Annotated in this window: 9 protein-coding genes; 7 read left to right on the forward strand and 2 right to left on the reverse strand. The window is 42.6% G+C overall.

Translation table 11 applies throughout. From position 1 onward, the window contains the following. The first annotated feature begins 5 nt into the window (after nt 1–5). The 5 genes from DWY63_RS19120 to DWY63_RS11140 all read left to right on the forward strand — a co-directional run bounded on the left by DWY63_RS19120 (nt 6) and on the right by DWY63_RS11140 (nt 15,797). Nucleotides 6–8,180 carry a DEAD/DEAH box helicase family protein gene (locus DWY63_RS19120; protein WP_117802104.1) on the forward strand — a complete coding sequence of 2,725 codons (8,175 nt, stop codon included), beginning with the start codon at nt 6–8 and terminating at the stop codon, nt 8,178–8,180. A 54-nt stretch (nt 8,181–8,234) separates the two neighbouring features. Then, on the forward strand, nt 8,235–13,571 hold the full coding sequence (locus tag DWY63_RS11125) for a DUF3849 domain-containing protein (protein WP_117802105.1): 5,337 nt from the start codon (nt 8,235–8,237) through the stop codon (nt 13,569–13,571). Further along, nucleotides 13,568–13,819: a transposon-transfer assisting family protein gene (locus tag DWY63_RS11130; RefSeq protein WP_004613327.1), complete on the forward strand. Its 252-nt coding sequence runs from the start codon at nt 13,568–13,570 to the stop codon at nt 13,817–13,819. The genes DWY63_RS11125 and DWY63_RS11130 overlap by 4 nt, the downstream gene beginning before the upstream one ends. Then, nucleotides 13,816–14,730: a YodL domain-containing protein gene (locus tag DWY63_RS11135; protein WP_117802106.1), complete on the forward strand. Its 915-nt coding sequence runs from the start codon at nt 13,816–13,818 to the stop codon at nt 14,728–14,730. Before DWY63_RS11130 ends, DWY63_RS11135 begins: the two co-directional genes overlap by 4 nt. Nucleotides 14,731–14,879: 149 nt before the next feature. After that, on the forward strand, nt 14,880–15,797 hold the full coding sequence (locus DWY63_RS11140; RefSeq protein WP_117639743.1) for an Abi family protein: 918 nt from the start codon (nt 14,880–14,882) through the stop codon (nt 15,795–15,797). A gap of 49 nt (nt 15,798–15,846) precedes the next feature. Here DWY63_RS11140 and DWY63_RS11145 read toward each other — a convergent pair whose 3' ends face one another. Continuing rightward, nucleotides 15,847–17,505, reverse strand: a complete 1,659-nt coding sequence (locus DWY63_RS11145) for a relaxase/mobilization nuclease domain-containing protein (RefSeq protein WP_330415470.1) — start codon at nt 17,503–17,505, stop codon at nt 15,847–15,849. After that, nucleotides 17,483–17,860, reverse strand: a complete 378-nt coding sequence (locus tag DWY63_RS11150; protein WP_117639747.1) for a plasmid mobilization protein — start codon at nt 17,858–17,860, stop codon at nt 17,483–17,485. The genes DWY63_RS11145 and DWY63_RS11150 overlap by 23 nt, the downstream gene beginning before the upstream one ends. 290 nt (nt 17,861–18,150) lie before the next feature. On the opposite strand from DWY63_RS11150, the gene DWY63_RS11155 reads away from it, so the two are divergent. Both DWY63_RS11155 and DWY63_RS11160 read left to right on the forward strand, forming a co-directional pair. After that, entirely contained in the window at nt 18,151–18,675 is a 525-nt protein-coding gene (locus DWY63_RS11155) for a helix-turn-helix transcriptional regulator (protein ID WP_117639749.1), read from the forward strand. Continuing rightward, nucleotides 18,587–18,803: CD1845 family protein (locus tag DWY63_RS11160; protein ID WP_117802114.1), on the forward strand; the 217-nt coding region annotated here is incomplete at its 3' end. The genes DWY63_RS11155 and DWY63_RS11160, both read left to right, overlap by 89 nt.

Genomic DNA, 18,803 nt, shown 5'->3' on the forward strand with positions numbered 1-18,803 from the left:
GCAGTATGTCGAAATTACAGGACATCCGGGAACTGGCACAGGAACATGCGACATTGGTGAGCAGTTCGCCAAGGGACTGGATGGGTTATATGGATACCGCAGCGAGACTATACCGGTATCCTTTTACAGACCAGTTACTGATCCACGCACAGCATCCACAGGCAACCGCCTGTGCGTCCCTGGAACTGTGGAATGAGAAGATGTTCCGCTGGGTAAACCGGGGAGCTAGGGGAATCGCCCTGCTTGACGAGAATGGTCATAATACCAGACTCCGGTATGTGTTTGATATTTCAGATACGCACATGGTGGCAGGCGGAAGAAGCCCTTACCTGTGGCAGATGCAGGAACATCAGCAGGAAGAGATCCTTAACCATTTAGCAGAAGCGTATGGTCTGGAAGAAAAAGATACAGGGACTTTATCGGATGCGTTGATGGCGGTTGCAAGGGAAATGGTCGCAGACAGTCTGGAAGAATATCTGGACGGCTTGGAATATGCAGCGGAAGGAACGTATCTGGAAGATCTGGATGAAGTTACGATCCGCAGTGATTTCCGCCAGCTTGCAACGGACAGTGTATATTACATGCTTTCCAGACGATGCGGGCTTGAACCGATGGAACTTCTGGAAGAAGAGGACTTCATGCATATCACAGATTATAACCGGCTGTCTGTACTGACCTTTCTTGGAAATGCAGCAAGCCAGATCAGTGAGAGTGTTCTGATTGACATTGGAAGGACGGTACATAAAATTTCTCTGGAAGAAGCCAGAAAAGAGGTTGAAATTTCCAATGAAAGGAATTATAATAACTTTAACACGTTAATGCGTGAAAATAAAAATAAGGGCGTAGAAAACAACAAAGAAGAAAATATCGAGAATGAAGGAGGAACCGACTATGGAACTGACATATCATCGCAAGGGGGATTACCTGTTTCCGAACCTGACCGTAGAGGAGAAAGAAGTGACAATAGGGAAATACGGGATGCTTCGGAGGACATTCCTGAAGGAACACAAGAACAGCCTGTATCAGAGCCTGTTCCTGACAGGAAAGCTGAACAGCCATCTGGCAGAGATCGAGAAGGCAGCACAGGAGAGGATGGACAGCCAGATGGAGAAACTGCTGAAGAACCATCCGGCACCGGACAAGGAAGCAGACCCGATGGCCTGGACAGCACATATGAACGCACTGATGGCAACAGCGGAAGAGAGCATCTTGACGGAATTGGTATACAGCTAGTTGAAGATACAAGAGAAGATGGACTGAGTAAAGCAGAGGAAGAAATTGCCTCTGCTTTATCTTTGCCCGAATATCCAACTGCAAATGAACAAAGACGGCAGATCGAGGAAAGGGCAGCAGCCCTTTATGCCGGAGAAATCCCGATTCCAGAAAGCGTTGTCGATGAGATTTTACGGACAGGAGGAAACCGGACGGGCAGTCAACTTCGTATCATCTATAATTTTATGAGCGAACAGGCCCCGGAGGAATATACGGAGTTTGTGAAGCGTGAATACCGCAAAGGTGGAAAAGGCTTTCAGATTGATGGAAGTGAATATTCGGTCTGGTTTGATGAAACCGGGATGCAGATCGCAGTGGGGCATACGGTCACAGACCAGATTTTAGATAAGGCATTTTTATCATGGGAAGATGTCAGCGGACGTATCCATCAGCTTTTAGACCAGGGTGAATATGCACCGCAGTCTGTATTGGATGCAGCAAGAAACAATGCAGTAAAAGAACATGCACAGGCTCTTGCCTATATGAAAGGGGATATGGCAGAAGGGGTAGCCGAGATTGTTTTTGATGAGGAGGATTTACCACATCTTCACAGTATCTATCCGGAGATCACGGATTATCTGGAAGAAAAGCTGGAAGATCCACAGTGGCTTTCGGAACTGAATGAAAGACTGGATGCACTGGCAGAAGCCTATGAAGAAAATCATTCCATTATGCGTTTCCATCATTATGATCCTATAAATATCTCAAAGCAGTTTCAGAAGTTTGCGGATGAGGTCATCCCTTATCAGGCAAGAGACGGGTTTGCATGGAAAGACCATCCGATGTTCATTACGCAGGATGAGATTGATGTTTTTCTTGCAGGAGGTGGAGCGTATTCGCAGGGCAGGCTTAGGACGTATTCCTTTTATCTGCTGCATGAGGATGAAAGATCGAGGACAGGTTTTATCAAGGAACAGTATGGGATCGGTGGAAGCAGTCATGCACTGTCTGGTGCCGATGATTCACACGCAAATTATGATGGAAAAGGATTGTTTCTTGCAAGAGGTGCTTATGGAAATCCATATACGTCAGTTTTATTATCCTGGAATAAAGTTGCAAATAGAGTAGCTTATCTGATAAAGAATGACCAGTTCCTGCAGGCAGAAGATTATGCTCGTATGCCGGAATATGAACGGGAACAGATGGCAAACAAGGTACTCCGCTTTTATGACCGTCTTCCGGAAGAGATAGACAGACCATTTACGGATGATTTCTTCTGGGAAAAACCAGGAAAAGAAATGGTGGCAGTTTTAGAGAATCCAGAGCAGGCAGAAGAACTGTTACAGATGATGGATGCAGCATTGGCAGTTCTGCCATTAGATTTTGAGGCATATGGGACAAACTACCAGCAGAAAACAGAACTTCTTTCAGAACTTCACCAGTATGCAGAAGGAACCTATACGATTTTCCCGACATCGGAAGCAGAAGCATCTTTTACGGAAGTAGGATTGTCCGGACATCAGATGTCGATGTTTGATTATCTGGATACAAGGGCATTGTCTGAACCGACAGAGATAGATATGTCGGATGTAGAAGAAACAGACGAAACTGTTTCAGAAAGTAAAGAACAGGATGAGACTCTGACAGACGAAGATATTGTAGAAGTATCAGAACAGACCGAAGTGGAGCAGCCACAAAGCGAGAAAGATAGAAAGACTGCAGAACAGATTGCAGATTCCTGGGACGAAGGTGTTTTTGAGTATCAGGGGTATCATTTTGAAGCGATTGGAATGTTGCCGGAAGGAATAGAAGGAAAAGATCTGGTTGCACAGACCCGTTCCAATACAGAACTGCATTTATCGACCTACCATACAGAAGATTTCCCAAAGTATTCTTATGATGATTTTTATGCAGTCAGCAATGCACCAACTGCCGATGTGTTTCGGTGTCTGGAAACCGGACGCAATTATATTCCCGGAGAAAATGAAATGTTTGGATATGAGGGAGAATTTCAACCATATTTAAAACCGGAAGTAGAAGAGATTGTAACAGAACCGCATAACTTTCGGATTCAGGATAATGACCTTGGAGCAGGTGGTCCGAAAGCAAAGTATAAAGCAAATATGGAAGCCATCCATTTATTGCAGACTCTGGAGCAGGAAGAACGTCTGGCAACACCCGAAGAACAGGAAATTTTATCCCGTTATGTTGGCTGGGGTGGCATCCCGCAGGCATTTGAAGAGAATAACAGTAGTTGGACAAATGAGTATCTGGAGTTAAAGAATACCTTATCACCGGAAGAATACAGTGCAGCAAGAGCATCGACCTTAAATGCTTTTTATACATCACCGACCGTGATCCGAAGCATGTATGAAGCACTGGAAAATATAGGACTGAAACAGGGAAATATTCTGGAACCGTCCTGTGGTGTTGGTAACTTTATGGGACTGATCCCGGAGAGTATGAACAAGGCAAAGATGTATGGTGTGGAGCTTGACCCGGTTTCCGGCAGGATTGCAAGGCAGCTTTACCAGAAAAATAAGATTGCCATACAGGGATTTGAGGAAACAGATTACCCGGACAGCTTTTTTGACTGCGTGATCGGGAATGTACCATTTGGAGCATATCAGGTCAGTGACCGCAGATATGACCGGCATCATTTTATGATCCATGATTATTTTATCGCAAAATCCCTTGATTTGGTTCGTCCCGGTGGTGTGGTAGCCGTGGTGACTTCCAGTGGGACGATGGATAAACAAAATCCGGCAGTCAGACAGTATTTTGCAAACCGGGCAGAGTTATTAGGGGCGATCCGCCTTCCAAATAATGCGTTCCAGAGAAATGCCAATACAGGTGTTGTTTCCGATATTTTATTTTTCCAGAAAAGAGACAGGGCTTCCATCGAGGAACCGGACTGGATACATCTGAAGGAAACTGCCGAAGGATATTCGGTCAATGCGTATTTTGCAGATCATCCGGAAATGGTGCTTGGAGAGTTTACAACGGAGAGTACCCAGTATGGAAAGCAGGAAGTAACCGTAAGACCAAAAGAGGGAATCACCTTAGAGGAGCAGTTAAAGGAAGCTGTAAAGCATATACATGGTACCATTACGGAACTGGAACTTTCCGACACCGAACTGGAAGAAGATGTGGTGTCCATTCCAGCAGACCCAGAAGTAAAGGATTTCAGTTATACCGTAGTGAATGATGAAGTCTATTACCGGGAAAATTCTGTGATGAATTGGATGGACCTTCCGGCAATGACAGCGGAACGTGTCAAAGGGATGGTGAAGATCCGTGATGTTACGAATGAACTGATCCAGTGCCAGATGGAAGAGGGAAGCGATGAACAGATCACAAAGCTGCAGGGAAAACTCAATGAAGAATACGATACCTTTACAGCAAAATATGGTCTGCTTAGCAGTAATGCCAATAAGCGGGCATTTAGCCAGGACAGCAGCTATTGTCTTTTGACTTCTCTGGAATTTCTGGATGATAAGGGAGAACTGAAACGGAAAGCGGATATTTTTACCAAAAGGACAATCCGCAGGGCAGAAACGGTAACTTCTGTAGATACTGCCAGTGAAGCACTTGCGGTTTCTATCGGTGAGAGGGCAGGCGTTGACCTTTCCTATATGGCACAGCTTTCCGGGAAAACAGAAGAGGAGCTTACCGAAGAACTGGCAGGGATAATCTTTAAGAACCCGATCAGTGAAAAATGGGAGCCATCGGACGAATATCTTTCTGGAAATGTGAGGGAGAAACTGCAGATTGCCAAACAGTTTGCAGAAGATCACCCGGAATATCAGGTGAACGTGCAGTATTTGGAGCAGGTACAGCCAAAAGATCTGGATGCATCAGAGATTGAGGCAAGACTTGGAGCAACCTGGATTTCAGAGAACTATATCACACAGTTCATGGCAGAGACATTCCATACACCAAGATATTATGTAGGGAGCAAGGTCAAAGTTCAGTATGCCGAAGTGACCGGACAGTGGAATGTTATGGGAAAGAATGTGGACAGCTACGGAAATGCTCTTGTCACTTCCACTTATGGAACACAGAGAGCCAATGCCTACCGCCTTTTGGAAGATGCCTTAAACCTCCGGGATACCAAGATTTATGACACGGTACAGGATGCCGATGGAGAACACCGGGAATTAAACCGGAAGGAAACGATGCTGGCACAGCAGAAGCAGGAACTGATCAAAGAGGAATTTAAGGAGTGGATATTTAAAGACCTGCACCGACGGGAAGATCTCTGTAAGATCTATAATGAACGATTTAACAGCATCCGTCCACGGGAATATGATGGAAGCCATATTCAGTTTGTTGGCATGAATCCGGAGATCACCCTGATGCCGCATCAGAAAAACGCAGTGGCTCATGTGCTGTATGGAAATAATACGTTACTGGCTCATTGCGTAGGAGCTGGAAAGACATTCCAGATGATCGCAGCCGGTATGGAATCAAAACGGCTGGGACTCTCACAGAAGAATCTTTATGTTGTGCCAAACCATCTGACCGAGCAGTGGGGCAGTGATTTCTTACGACTTTATCCTGGGGCAAATATCCTGGTGGCAACGAAGAAAGACTTTGAGCCGGCGAACCGAAAACGTTTCTGTTCCCGTATTGCGACAGGGGATTACGATGCTGTGATCATCGGGCATACACAGTTTGAGAAAATCCCTCTTTCAAGGGAACGTCAGATTGCCATGCTGGAACAGCAGATTGCAGATATTACGTTCTCCATTGAAGAAGCAGCACATCAGGCAGGGCAGAATTATACTATCAAGCAGTTGGAAAAAACAAAGAAGAGTCTGCAGGCGAGGATGAAGAAACTTAATGACCAGACCAGAAAGGATGATGTAGTAACTTTTGAGCAGTTAGGCGTAGACCGGCTGTTTGTGGATGAGAGCCATAGTTTTAAGAACCTTTTTTTGTATACAAAAATGCGGAATGTGGCGGGAATCTCACAGACGGATGCACAGAAAAGTTCGGATATGTTTATGAAATGCCGGTACATGGATGAACTGACCGGCGGCAGAGGGATCACCTTTGCTACAGGTACTCCCGTATCGAACAGTATGACGGAGCTTTACACTATCATGCGTTATCTCCAGTATGACACACTCATGCGTATGGGTATGGGACATTTTGATTCCTGGGCGGCAACCTTTGGAGAGACAGTAACCGCAATCGAATTATCACCGGAAGGAACGGGCTATCGTGCAAAAACACGGTTTGCCCGTTTTTTTAATCTTCCGGAGCTGATCTCCATTTTTAAGGAAGCTGCAGATATTCAGACTTCTGATATGCTGAACCTTCCAGTGCCGGAAGCAGAGTTTATCAATGAAGTCTTGAAGCCAAGTGAAGAACAGCAGGAAATGGTCAGTGCATTTTCAGAACGTGCCGAAAGTGTAAGGGCAGGCTTAGTAAATCCGACCGAGGACAACATGCTGAAAATCACGAATGATGGAAGAAAATGTGCCCTTGACCAGAGACTGTTGAATGAACTTCTCCCGGATGCCGAAAAAAGCAAGGTCAATACCTGTGTGGAAAATGCTTTTCAGGTATGGGATGAGGGAAAGACAGACCGGACAACCCAGCTGATCTTCTGTGACCTGTCCACACCAAAAGGGGATGGCAGTTTCAATGTTTACGATGATGTGAGGGAGAAGCTGGTTGCCAGAGGAATCCCGAAAGAAGAGATTGCTTTTATCCATGAATATAACACGGAGGCGAAGAAAGCGGAACTGTTTGCAAAGGTGCGGGCCGGACAGGTGAGAATCCTCATGGGTTCTACACCGAAACTCGGTGCTGGTACCAACGTGCAAGACAGGCTTATTGCTCTGCATCACCTTGACTGTCCGTGGAAGCCGTCTGATCTGGAACAGCAGGAAGGACGTATTTTAAGACAGGGAAACCAGAATGACAAAGTAAAGATATTCCGGTATGTGACGGAGAACACTTTTGATGCGTATATGTGGCAGATTTTGGAGAATAAGCAGAAGTTCATCAGTCAGATCATGACCAGTAAATCCCCGGTCAGGGCCTGTGAAGATGTGGATGATACGGCACTGTCCTATGCAGAGATCAAGGCACTTGCTACAGGCAATCCGTACATTAAGGAAAAAATGGATCTGGATGTGCAGGTGAGTAAACTGAAACTCTTAAAGACAAACCATACCAGTCAGATTTACCGTCTGGAATCCGATATTGCAAAGAATTTCCCGGTACAGATCAGTGCATTGAAAGAGCGGATTGCCGGGATGCAGATAGATTCCCAGGTAGTAAAAAGCGTGGATTTACAGGATAATGACACGTTTGCCATGACAGTAGGAAATGTCCTTTATGAAGATAAGAAAGAAGCAGGCGAGGCATTGATCGCTGCCTGTGCAGGACTAAAAACCGTTAGCACCGGTGGAAAGGTCGGGGAATATCATGGGTTTACGTTATCTGCTTCCTACAATATGTTCTCCAATGCATTTGAACTGACGGTCAAAGGGAAATGTTCTTATAAGCTGGAGATCGGAAAAGACCCGGTAGGAAATATGCAGCGTATCCATAACACCCTTTTTTCCATTGACAGGAAGCTGACGGAAAGTGAGCAGAAATTGGAAACCGTACAACAGCAGCTTGCGACTGCACAGGAAGAGGTAAAGAAACCATTCCCGAAAGAAGCAGAGCTGAATGAAAAGATGGAACGGTTATCCGAGTTAAATGCGTTGCTGAACATGGATGAAAAGGGCAATGAGACGATTATGGCAGATGAGGATATTGGCAGAGAAGGAAGTAGCACAGATAGCAGGGATGCTGTAGAAGAAAAAGAACTTCCGGAAACAGCAGACAGAATCCATAAGCCATCTATTCTGGAACGCTTAAAGCAGGAGAAGGCACAGCAGAATACAGCGGAACAGCCACCTGTACAGAAAACTGCAAAGAAAAAACACGAACAGGAGTTATAAAAGATTTCCCGTCAGAGTTTTCTCTGGCGGGGACATAAAATGGAGGGTTTGTTTATGGCAAATAATATAGAGAAACAGTTAAAGGAAATATCGGAACGGCTGGAACAGGGCGTAAAGGAGATTTTTACTTCGGAACGATATACGGAATATTTGAATACCATGTCCAAGTTCCATAATTACAGTTTTAATAACACCCTTCTGATCACCATGCAGAAACCGGAGGCTACTCTGGTGGCAGGGTATCAGGCGTGGCAGAAGAAATTTAACCGCCATGTAAAGAGAGGGGAAAAAGGAATCCAGATCATCGCACCGGCACCCATCCGTGAGAAACAGGAGATTGAAAAGATTGACCCTGTAACAAAAGAGCCGGTGATCGGGGATGACGGTCAGCCGGAAACAGAGATCGTGGAGATGGTCATTCCAAGGTTTCGTGTGACAACGGTATTTGATGTCAGCCAGACAGAGGGAGAGCCGATTGTAGAGTTGGAAGTACCGGAACTTACCGGGAGTGTACAGTTTTATGACACGTTTATGGAAGCATTGCAGAACATTTCCCCTGTGCCAATCCGCATGATGGAAATAGAAGGGGAAGCAAAGGGGTATTATCATCAGACAGAAAAGTATATCGCAATTCAGGAAGATATGAGTAATCTCCAGACCATGAAAACCGGAGTACACGAAGTAAGCCATGCATTGCTGCATGACCGGGAGGTAATGGATGCGGAAGGGATTTTAAAAGACCGGATAACCAAAGAAGTGGAAGCAGAAAGTATTGCCTATATTGTCTGCAACCACTTTGGTCTGGATACTTCCGAATACTCTTTTACCTATATTGCCAGCTGGTGTGAAAGCAAGGATATGAAAGCACTCCGGGCATCTATGGATACCATCCGGAAAACGTCTGCGGAAGTCATTGAGAATATCGAGACACAGATGCACGAGCTGGAAATGGAAAGACCAGTTCGGGATACTTTTCGTAAGGAAGATTTAATTCTGCATCTTTCAGGCAGTATGGGTTCCGAGTTTACTTATGATCTGATCGAAAACATGAGCAGGGAACAGTTAGAGCAGAATGTGGGGGAATACATCTGCCTTCTGGAAAGTGGTGAGATAGAGGAAAATGAGAAACCACTGGAAAGTTTTCTGGAAGAAAAAGGTGCTGCCGTCACACCACTCTATGACAGCAGTGGGCACGGAGAGAACTATCCGATTGATTTTTATGATGTGGAATATGATGCTGACACAGGCGTTACTTATTTTTCTGACCTTTCTCCGAAAGATCAGGCAGAGATGCTGGTGCAAAAAGCAGAGTTTCCAAGAAATATTTTTTCGGAAAATGAAAAGGAATTTGTAAATGAATATGCAGAAACCTTCCCTGGACAGGTGGAAAGACTGAATGACCTGGTATGGGATATGAGGGAATCTTACGATGAAGCCGGTTCAAAGCTGGTGTATGAAGTGATCCAGGCAGCAAGGGCGAACTTCCCAGCGAAAGAGCCGGAAATTGCAGAAGAAACAGCCATGCAGTATGCCCACCGTCTGATTGAAACAGCAGAAGCTGCCAATACGGGAGATTTCACAGATTCCCAGAGAAATCTTATTGTGAATTTTGCATATAAGATGGATGATAAAGACGAAGTGCTTGGACTGGTGAACCGTATGATGACTGCAATCCGCAGACCGGGAAGTGAATATACGAGAAGCCTTATGAATGAAATACAGGCACAGATTGACAATTTCCCGGATGGCATGGTTGGTTTTACAGAAATGCACGAGGCAGGAATCCAGTTAGACCATATGCTTCCGCTTACGAAAGACCGTGCATATGAATTGTACCGTGGAGGGGCAGAAATTTATGTGTTACATGGAAATCAAGAGAATCCACAGCTGGCAGAATCAACACTTGTAGACACAGAAGATGCAATTCTTGGATATGACGGTATCTTTGGAATCACAGAAACAGAATGGGAAGTGCAGAAAGAAAGAGAAATATCTGCTACAAAACAGGAAGCACTGGAACAGCAGAGTGCAGAAAAGATTGATGAGACACTTCTTCTGCATGGAGAAAGCGGAAGGTTTGCCATTTATCAGATGGATAGTGGGGATGAGCATACTTATCAGTTTATGGGAATGGAATCCGCAAAGAGTCTGGGATATACCATTGACGGAAAGGATTACCGGATGGTTTATGCAGCACCATGGATGCCAACAATCACGTTAGAAAATATATTTGAACGCTTTAACATTGACCGACCGGAAGATTTCCGTGGTCATTCTTTATCGGTAAGTGATGTGATCGTGATAAACAGGGGTGCAGAGATTACAGCCTATTATGTAGATTCTTTTGGATTTCAGGAACTTCCGGAGTTTGTCCAGCAGAGAATGAACATACTGGAACATAATTCCGTTAGGGCATATCCGCCAGTTTATAAAGGAACATTGGAACAGGCAATGGGAGAACGGGATGTGGATGCTTATCTGGATTCGAGAAAGTTAAACCTGGACTGCAAGAAAGCAATCGAAGAAGCTATCCGGGAGAATTTTGACGGGCTGCACTTAAAGCAGAATGCAGCAAAAGAAGTCGTGGAACGCTTTGGGGAAGAACGTATGAATTTTGTTATGGCAAATACCATCCAGGAACTTTCCCATGATGGAAGATTCTCCAGACAGAACAAAGACTGGGCGGAGCATATCGAAGTTCCGGAAAATATCAGCCGGGGCAGAAATCTGAATCTGGATTATGTGATCGAAAGCCACCCGGCAGTTTTAGATGGGTTTATCGACATGGCAAGAGCTGAGATTCGGATGCAGAGGATAGAACAGGCGATAGGAGAAAACGAAGTGACGATCACGGCAGAGACAAGAGGGTATGAAGCAGAAGGACATAACGGAACATGGCATACGGTTGATGAAAAGGAATATGCCGGGGAGAAGTTTTTCTTAATGGAACAGGATGAATTTGGCTCCGATGTGGCAGGCATTATCGTAGCAGAAAATGGACAGCTTGTAGCGGAGGACTTATGGAACGGGTTTGACGCAGGAGCATTGGAAGCAGTTTCAGAATATTTGCAGGAAAATGGAACAACACTTTATGACTTGACGGAATTCCCGAAAGATTCTGTTGTAACCCTGCGGAGTGGACAGACACTTACAATCGAAGAAATACAGGCAGTACAGAAAGATACTTGGGAAGAAACGATGGCAGGAAAAAATGAATCTGGAACGGATGTCCGGTTTAATTTCCATGCAGTCAGTGAGGTGCAGCTGCCGGAAGGCATAAAGTTAAAAATGCCAGAGATCCATTACATTGATAATTTTTATGTGATGGAAGATGTAAATGCAAAGGGTGTAGTAAAAGTAAACCGGTATGAATCACTGGATGAAGCGATGCAGGAATATTTACGTCTGCCAAATCATCAGGAAAAAGTGCTTGGTATCCAGAATACGGAAACAATGCAGGAAAGCATGGATTTTATCCGGTGTGAAAACGGGATAGATCAGATGACCCATGCGTATGAACAGATCGGAGGATGGCTGAATCCGGAAATATATGAAGCGGTAAATAAAATGGAAAATATGCTGGACTGGAATGAGGTACAGATCGCATATCAGATCGGAAAACAATACTTTACAATCCAGACCGCAGAAGATGGCTATGACTATACATTTTATAATGAAGATTATCAGGAGGATGATGGAGGAATCTATGACAATCCGACAATCTATGTAGATGAAGCTGCCAGTGATATTTTAGAAGATAAAGGGTACTCACTGGAAGATGCAAAAGTAGTGGATTATGAAGAACTGATGGCAGATGTGGAAGAAGTTCAGGAAGAACAGATGCAGCGGATACAATTAGAAAAGAACTGCCCGGCAAGTATTTTTGAAGGATTTCGCAGGGAAGAAGCAATGCAAACCTATGAAGGAATCGCAATGCAGTTTACCAGGAGTAAAGGGTATCTGACCATACAGGCAACAGAAGAAGGATATTCGTTTATTTTTTATGACTCTGATCTGCATGAAATCCAGGGTGGTGATTACGATAATCCAGACGCATCCATTCAGGAAGCTGCTTATGAAATCCTTAAAAGTGAAAGAATGAATGATATGGAATGTGTCAAAGTAGATTATAAAGAATTTGAAGAAATGACGATCCAGCACTCTAAAGATTTATTGCAGGAGGGGGAACTTCGTGCGACTTCTGAGATTGGAAGAAATGAACTGGCATTAAATAGTCTGAGCAGGGCAGAAGTAGAAAGAGGGGTTCTGTATCATGCACAGGCAGTATTAGAAGATATGGGAATGGAACGGGAGGTAGAGCTGCTTGCTGCAAGAGTGTATGGTTCCAGAAGCAGACAAGACCTTTACCGGGAAGATTCTGACCTTGATGTGGTGCTTTCTTATCGTGGCAATATCCGTGAAGACAGTTTCTTCAATGAATTAAATGCTCATGGTATAGCAATGGCAGGTATTAAGGTGGACATCAATCCTATCGCAGAAGAAAGAATCACTCTGGCAGAATATATGAAGGAAGCAGATGCTCACCTTGATCAGCAGGAGATTAAAAAGCTGGCGGTGGATTTAGATAATTTCAGCTATGAATATGACACTTACGAATATAAAGATACCGTTGAGAACAGGGAAGAACAGGTGGAGAAAATCACAGAGGATATTTTGAATAAGAAAACAGAAGCTATCAAAGACTGGCTGCTTGAGGCATCCGAGGAATCCGATATAGACAGCGATGTTATAACTGCCCGTTCTTTACTTTCCCGTCTGGAGGATACAGAGCGACTTTCTATCTTTGACAAACAGCCGAAGCAGGAACAGCCAGAAGCCACAATCAGTTTTTATGTCGCAGAGTGCATGGAGTTTCCGGTCATGGGAGAATACCATAATAACCTCACTTTAGAAGAAGCCATTAAAATATATGAGAGTATCCCAGCAGAGAGACTGCATGGGATTAAAGGAATCGGATTTGATCTGCAAGATGGCGATGAAGATTATTCCGGGGATTATGAACTGATGAGTGCAGACAGGATAGACCGGGATTTGATAGATATGATTCCACACTATAAAGAAAGCCCTCTGGTGCAGAAAGCAATCACAGACATGGAAAAGTATCTGAATGAGAAACATGGAAAAGTGCAGGAAGCAGAACAGACTGTGGAAGTGAAACAGGAAGTTCCAGAAGCATTAGTCAAGAAAGAATCTGTATCAGTAGAACCAAACCGGGAACAAAACAAAGAGCCTGCAAAGGGTGGAAAAGGAGAACTGAAAAAATCCGTGCTGCAGTCTTTAAAAGATTTTCAGGCAAGGGCAAAAGCACAGGAGCAGAATAAGACAACGGAGAAATCCAAGACACATAAGAAGGGAGAAGTGGAATTATGATGGATTTGGCGATGAACTTTGATGCGGATGAATGTTTAGTAACAGCAATGTTTGATAAAGGAAACAGAAATGACACGATGGAGGCAATCGATCATATCATTCCTTTTCTGAAAGGCGATGCAGATATGATCGGGCTTGTCTGCAATACCATAAGAAAACTGTTCTGCATGAGCGATGAAGGATATGAGGTTTTTCTTATGGATCTGGAAGAATATAAAATGGAACTGGAAGAGGAGGATGAAGAATGAATACAAGTCAGTGTGCAGTATATCAGGTAAAAGATACCCCAGAGTACCGGGATGTCCGTTTCCGTTCTTACGAGAAACTGAAAAGCGAAGGAAGAACAGTCCAGGTAGAAAACTATCAGCAGGTGTATATTGGAAGAATCCAGCCGGGGGAAACTCCGGCTGATATTAAACTCCGTTTACAGAAGCAGCGACCGAAGAACTTCAAAGGTCATTCCATTGGTTGCAGTGATGTGATCGTCATCACCGACGATGGAAAAACCACAGCTTACTATGTCAACAAAGATGGTTTTATCATCATTCCAGAATTTCTCACAATCAAAAGTTCTTCCGATACCAGACTTTCCATTGATACAACCGGGTACGAAATCGAAGGAAAGAAAGGAACATGGCTTGCACAGGATTACATCCTGATGAACGAGAAGAAATGGTTTCTGATGGAGCATGAGGAGTATGGAACAAGAGCAGCCTATGTGATTCTCAGTGAGGAAGGTGCCGTAGTCATGAATGACTGTTACAATGGCTTTGATGAAGAAGCCAGACGGAACATCCAGAACTTCATGCAGCAACAGGCAGAGCAGGCACAGCAAAAACAACAGGAAATGCAGGCACAATCCCAGATCAGACAGCAACAATCTGGAGAAACACAAAAGAAGAAACCAGAGCTGGCAAACTGGCAGAAGGTCATGGATAATGGAGAATATCTTCGCAGTGCAGAGATGGCAGAAGAAACCAACTACAATATGATTGATGGACTGATGAACAACATTCCAAGGAAAAAAGATAAAAATGCTCCACGAAGATCGGTACTGAAACGACTCCGTAATCATCAGAAGAAGATAGCCAGTCAAGGAAAAGGACAGCCACAGCAACAGAAGGCGATGGAAGAAGAGATGGAAAGAAAGAAGAAGTAAAAAAAATTTGCCGGAATTTTTGATGGTAAAATATAAAAAATGGTTGATTTTTTCTCTCAAATATCATATCATAATATTAACAGGACTCCCCGCACCTCTCACGCAAGTGATGTGTCCCATGGGGAGACATTTTTATTTTTGGAGAAATAATGGTGAATACAAGTGAAACTAAAAATGAAAAGTTGAAAAATAATGAAGCAATTGTACAGGTAATGAAACAACCGAAAACCTTTGCTCAACAAGTTGAAATTATTAAAGAAAAGGGTTTTATTATAGATAATGATACAGAATGTATCGGATTTTTAAAACAGGCGAACTATTATAGATTGTCTGCTTATTTCCTTCCGTTTAGAAAAAAGGATGGGACGTATTTTTCAAATATAAACTTTCACAGAATTCAAAGAATCTATGAATTTGACAGTAGATTGCGTGGTGTATTATTTAATTATATAGAAAAAGTTGAATTATATTTAAGAACGCAATTAGCTTATTACAGTGGACATGTTCATGGGGCTTTAGGATATATGGATGGGGCTATTTACAATGATAGGCACAATCATGAAAAGTTCGTGAAACTGTTAAATGTATGTATAGAGGAAAATAAAAGTACATCAGTAGTTCAGCATCATAAAGAAAAGTATGGCGGAAATTTTCCTATATGGGTTATTGTTGAATTTTTTTCAATGGGAATGCTGTCTTACTTTTATGCAGATTTACAGTCGGGTGACCAGAAATATTTAGCAAAAGAATTATATGGTACATCAGTGGCCTGTTTAAAAAGCTGGTTACGCTGTATCACGGAGTTGAGAAACCGCTGCGCACATTATTCAAGGTTGTATTATTGGTCATTTCCCGCATTACCTAAAATGCCAAGGGAATTAGAAATATCACCAAACAGAAAATTGTTTTCACAAATACTTGTATTAAAATTATTATATTCAGACAAAAAAGAATGGATTAACAAAGTCTTGATAGAATTAAAAGCTATTATAGAAGAATATGAGAATGATATATCATTGAGACATATAGGGTTTCCAGAAGATTGGTATGAGCAGTTAGAAAAATAGAGATATATTTTTAGGGACAGAGGAGCAATCTGTCCCTTTTTAATATGAATTATAAATTTGGCTCTTTTTTATTATGCAGTTGCTGTCCGCAATTCTTTCCAAGAATCATATCAATATTCGCAGATACAGTGCGAAGCTCACGTTCATAATCCCGGTGATTAGAAAAATCTTCACGCTGTCTCTCTCTCAATTCAACAAGCCGGTCCTTTTCAGCATAGAGAGGTTTCATGGAAGGTAATTTATTCCCACCAGATTTTTCCTTGAGTGTTCGGAGGGCTGTGTCATACAGAGAAAGTTCTGCCCGGTGTTCTTCATAAAATTTCTCTTTGTTTCGGCTCTTACGATAATCGGCGTACACATTTTTATATGCCAGATATTGTCCGGTAAAATGAATCTGTTCATTCACTTTTTTGAGCTGCTGTTCAGTATCTTTTAAAGATTTTCTGGAAACACTGGTCTGGTCTGATGCCTGATCGAGTGTTGCATGGAAATCATCAAGAGAATCATAGCCATGTTCCTGTATGTAGGCAACAGTCTGAGCCATCTGCTTCAAATTGGTGAGCTTTACTTTTTGAGCATAGGCTTCACTTTGCTGTGCTTTAATACAGGTTTGCAGATCTATGACAAGCCGGAGATCTGATTTTATAAAAATGAATGGTGCAGGGATAGCAGAAGTATCAGAGAAAGGAACAGTTGGTAAATCTGTGGAAGTATTCGGAGCCTGCTGTTCCAGAATTTCTTTTTTCTGTTCTCTATGAGATTTCGTGTTTTCCTCAAATGTTTTCAAGAGAAAATCTTCTGTGTATCTGGTTCCAAGATTCCTTCCAGTGATATATTTTTTTCTGCCAGGGTGAAGATAGCTGTACCGGTTTCGACTGATCTTGAAGATGATGTGATATTTTTCATCAAGGATTTTTGAAAATTCCTCTGGTGATTGGGCGGTGCTTGCAGCATCATCAATAGCGTCACGAAGAAATTGTTTTTCTGTCTGGTAACGTGTTTCCTTTGGTGTGATTCCATCTTCTTTCATTTTCTGATTCAGTTCATCGAGCTTTTCCTGTCCACGGCGTTGTGCCCAATATTCTTTTTCTGTGATTTTTCTTTCAGCAGGAGTGAGCAGATCAACCTGATGTAGTCCTTCTTTTTTACACATATCCATAACTTCCTGTTTTAAATGGGTAAGGTATGCTGCACTTAGATGGTGCTTGTATCCGGCTTTTGTTTCACAGTCAAATTCCATATAGGGTTCTTGTGGTATGTCATATTTACGGAGACTGTTAATTACGATATGCACATGGATGTTTCCACTTTTGTTATGACCGTCGGTATGAGTACAGACTAAAGCCTGATGACCGGGAAAGTTTTTCTTTGCAAAAGTCAATCCGAGTTGCTGGGCACGTTCACCGGTCAATCCACATTCATCCCTGTCTTTTGGGTCGAAGCTGATGATATAGTGATGGGATTTTATTTCATTGAAGTTTTTGTTCTTGTGATAGTAGCTGTTCAGTTCCTGACATTCAGATGCAAAAGAGAATGGATCACAGTTCAGACCGTCCAGATAATATTCTTCTCTCAGTATCATATGCCCTTCTTCATCAAGAATCGGTTTTTGCGTATACTCGTTGTGCTGGAAGATAAGATACCGTTCCGATTTTCCATAGTCAGAGTTTTTGTTTGCGATATGTTTAATTACTGCCACGAAAATCACCTGTCATTTTCATCACTTCATATTTCATTTCATAAATATCCCGGAGAGACTTTCGGATTTCATTTCTCATTTCAGAAGAGAGGATTCCACCCTGATTAAAATATCGGGCAATCTGATTTAGGTTGCTGCCAATTTTACCAAACTCGCTAATAAGTTTTTTTATTTCGGGAACATCTGCGGTAATTTCGTATTTGATGATGACTTTCTGGTTGACCAAGGCATTTCGGATAAAATCAGAAACCGTCATGCTGTTAGCCTTGGCTCTTTCTGCAAGAAGATCATATTCAGTTTCATTCATGCGTAAATGCACATCTTTAGTTTTTGCAAGAGTTTCCTCTTTCTTAGGTCTTGTCATTGATAACTTCCTTTCTTCGTGGTAGTGGTTTCATAAGAAAATCCAAATTTTGCGGCCTGCAGGGAAAGTAAGTGATGAAAAATTATCGCACTGTGACCATGTAAATGGAAACCAATACACATATCTGTGATTGTGGTCGAGGGTATGGGGAAACGAAATCCCCATCAAGTTGCAAGTCGCCAAGAACCCGGAAAGGGGTTATTGTGCTACATTGCGAAACTTGCTCTAAAAATGACTGCTTCATATATAAGCCGATTTACAGAAAAAATGGAAATAAGAAGTTTATATAAATGAAAAAACAAAAAGCAATAGTTAATTGCGAAAATGTAAAGTTGTATTGCTTGTCCAAATGGTATATCAACTGTATAATACAATCAAACAAAAGGAGGAGGAAAGTAAAAGATAGTAATCAAAACATTGCAAAGGCAGTTCTTAAGATAAGGCAAGATAACAAGCTTTCTCAGGAACAATTTGCTGAAATGGTAGGAGTAACAAGACAGGCGGTGTCTAGATGGGAAATGGGAGTCTCTGTTCCAAATATTAATACACTTATTCTAATAAGTGAGAAATTTGATATTCCAGTTGATGAAATGTTAAAGTCAGGATACGTTGTTGAAAAAATTGATAACAATAAAACTTCTTTCAAAAAAGATAGAAATTATAGTATTGTATTTTTAATTATTGGTATTTTAGGGCTGATTAGTATACCTTTTGAAATGTCTGCTGATGATCATAACTGCACCAGTCATTTTGGTGTTGACGCTTTTTGTTTGGCTCTGCACGGGGCTGATCTACATATCCAGTCTGGTGCTTAGTCTACTAAGCACGGTAATTGCTCTGCTTGGCGCGGCTGTGATTATTACCTATTCCCCGCAGAATGGTGTGATTTTGTTGGTTATAGCTTTTTTGATTAGCCCGATGGGATTGCCGCTTGCGGCGATCT

This window comes from Blautia sp. AF26-2, assembly GCF_003460955.1.
GTDB lineage: Bacteria > Bacillota > Clostridia > Lachnospirales > Lachnospiraceae > Fusicatenibacter > Fusicatenibacter saccharivorans.

Bases quoted from the DNA above. Each gene is read 5' to 3' on its own strand.
- DWY63_RS19120 (WP_117802104.1), top strand. From the start codon at position 6: ATGTCGAAATTACAGGACATCCGGGAACTGGCACAGGAACATGCGACA.
- DWY63_RS11125 (WP_117802105.1), top strand. From the start codon at position 8,235: ATGGCAAATAATATAGAGAAACAGTTAAAGGAAATATCGGAACGGCTG.
- DWY63_RS11130 (WP_004613327.1), top strand. From the start codon at position 13,568: ATGATGGATTTGGCGATGAACTTTGATGCGGATGAATGTTTAGTAACA.
- DWY63_RS11135 (WP_117802106.1), top strand. From the start codon at position 13,816: ATGAATACAAGTCAGTGTGCAGTATATCAGGTAAAAGATACCCCAGAG.
- DWY63_RS11140 (WP_117639743.1), top strand. From the start codon at position 14,880: ATGGTGAATACAAGTGAAACTAAAAATGAAAAGTTGAAAAATAATGAA.
- DWY63_RS11150 (WP_117639747.1), bottom strand. From the start codon at position 17,860: ATGACAAGACCTAAGAAAGAGGAAACTCTTGCAAAAACTAAAGATGTG.
- DWY63_RS11155 (WP_117639749.1), top strand. From the start codon at position 18,151: ATGAAAAAACAAAAAGCAATAGTTAATTGCGAAAATGTAAAGTTGTAT.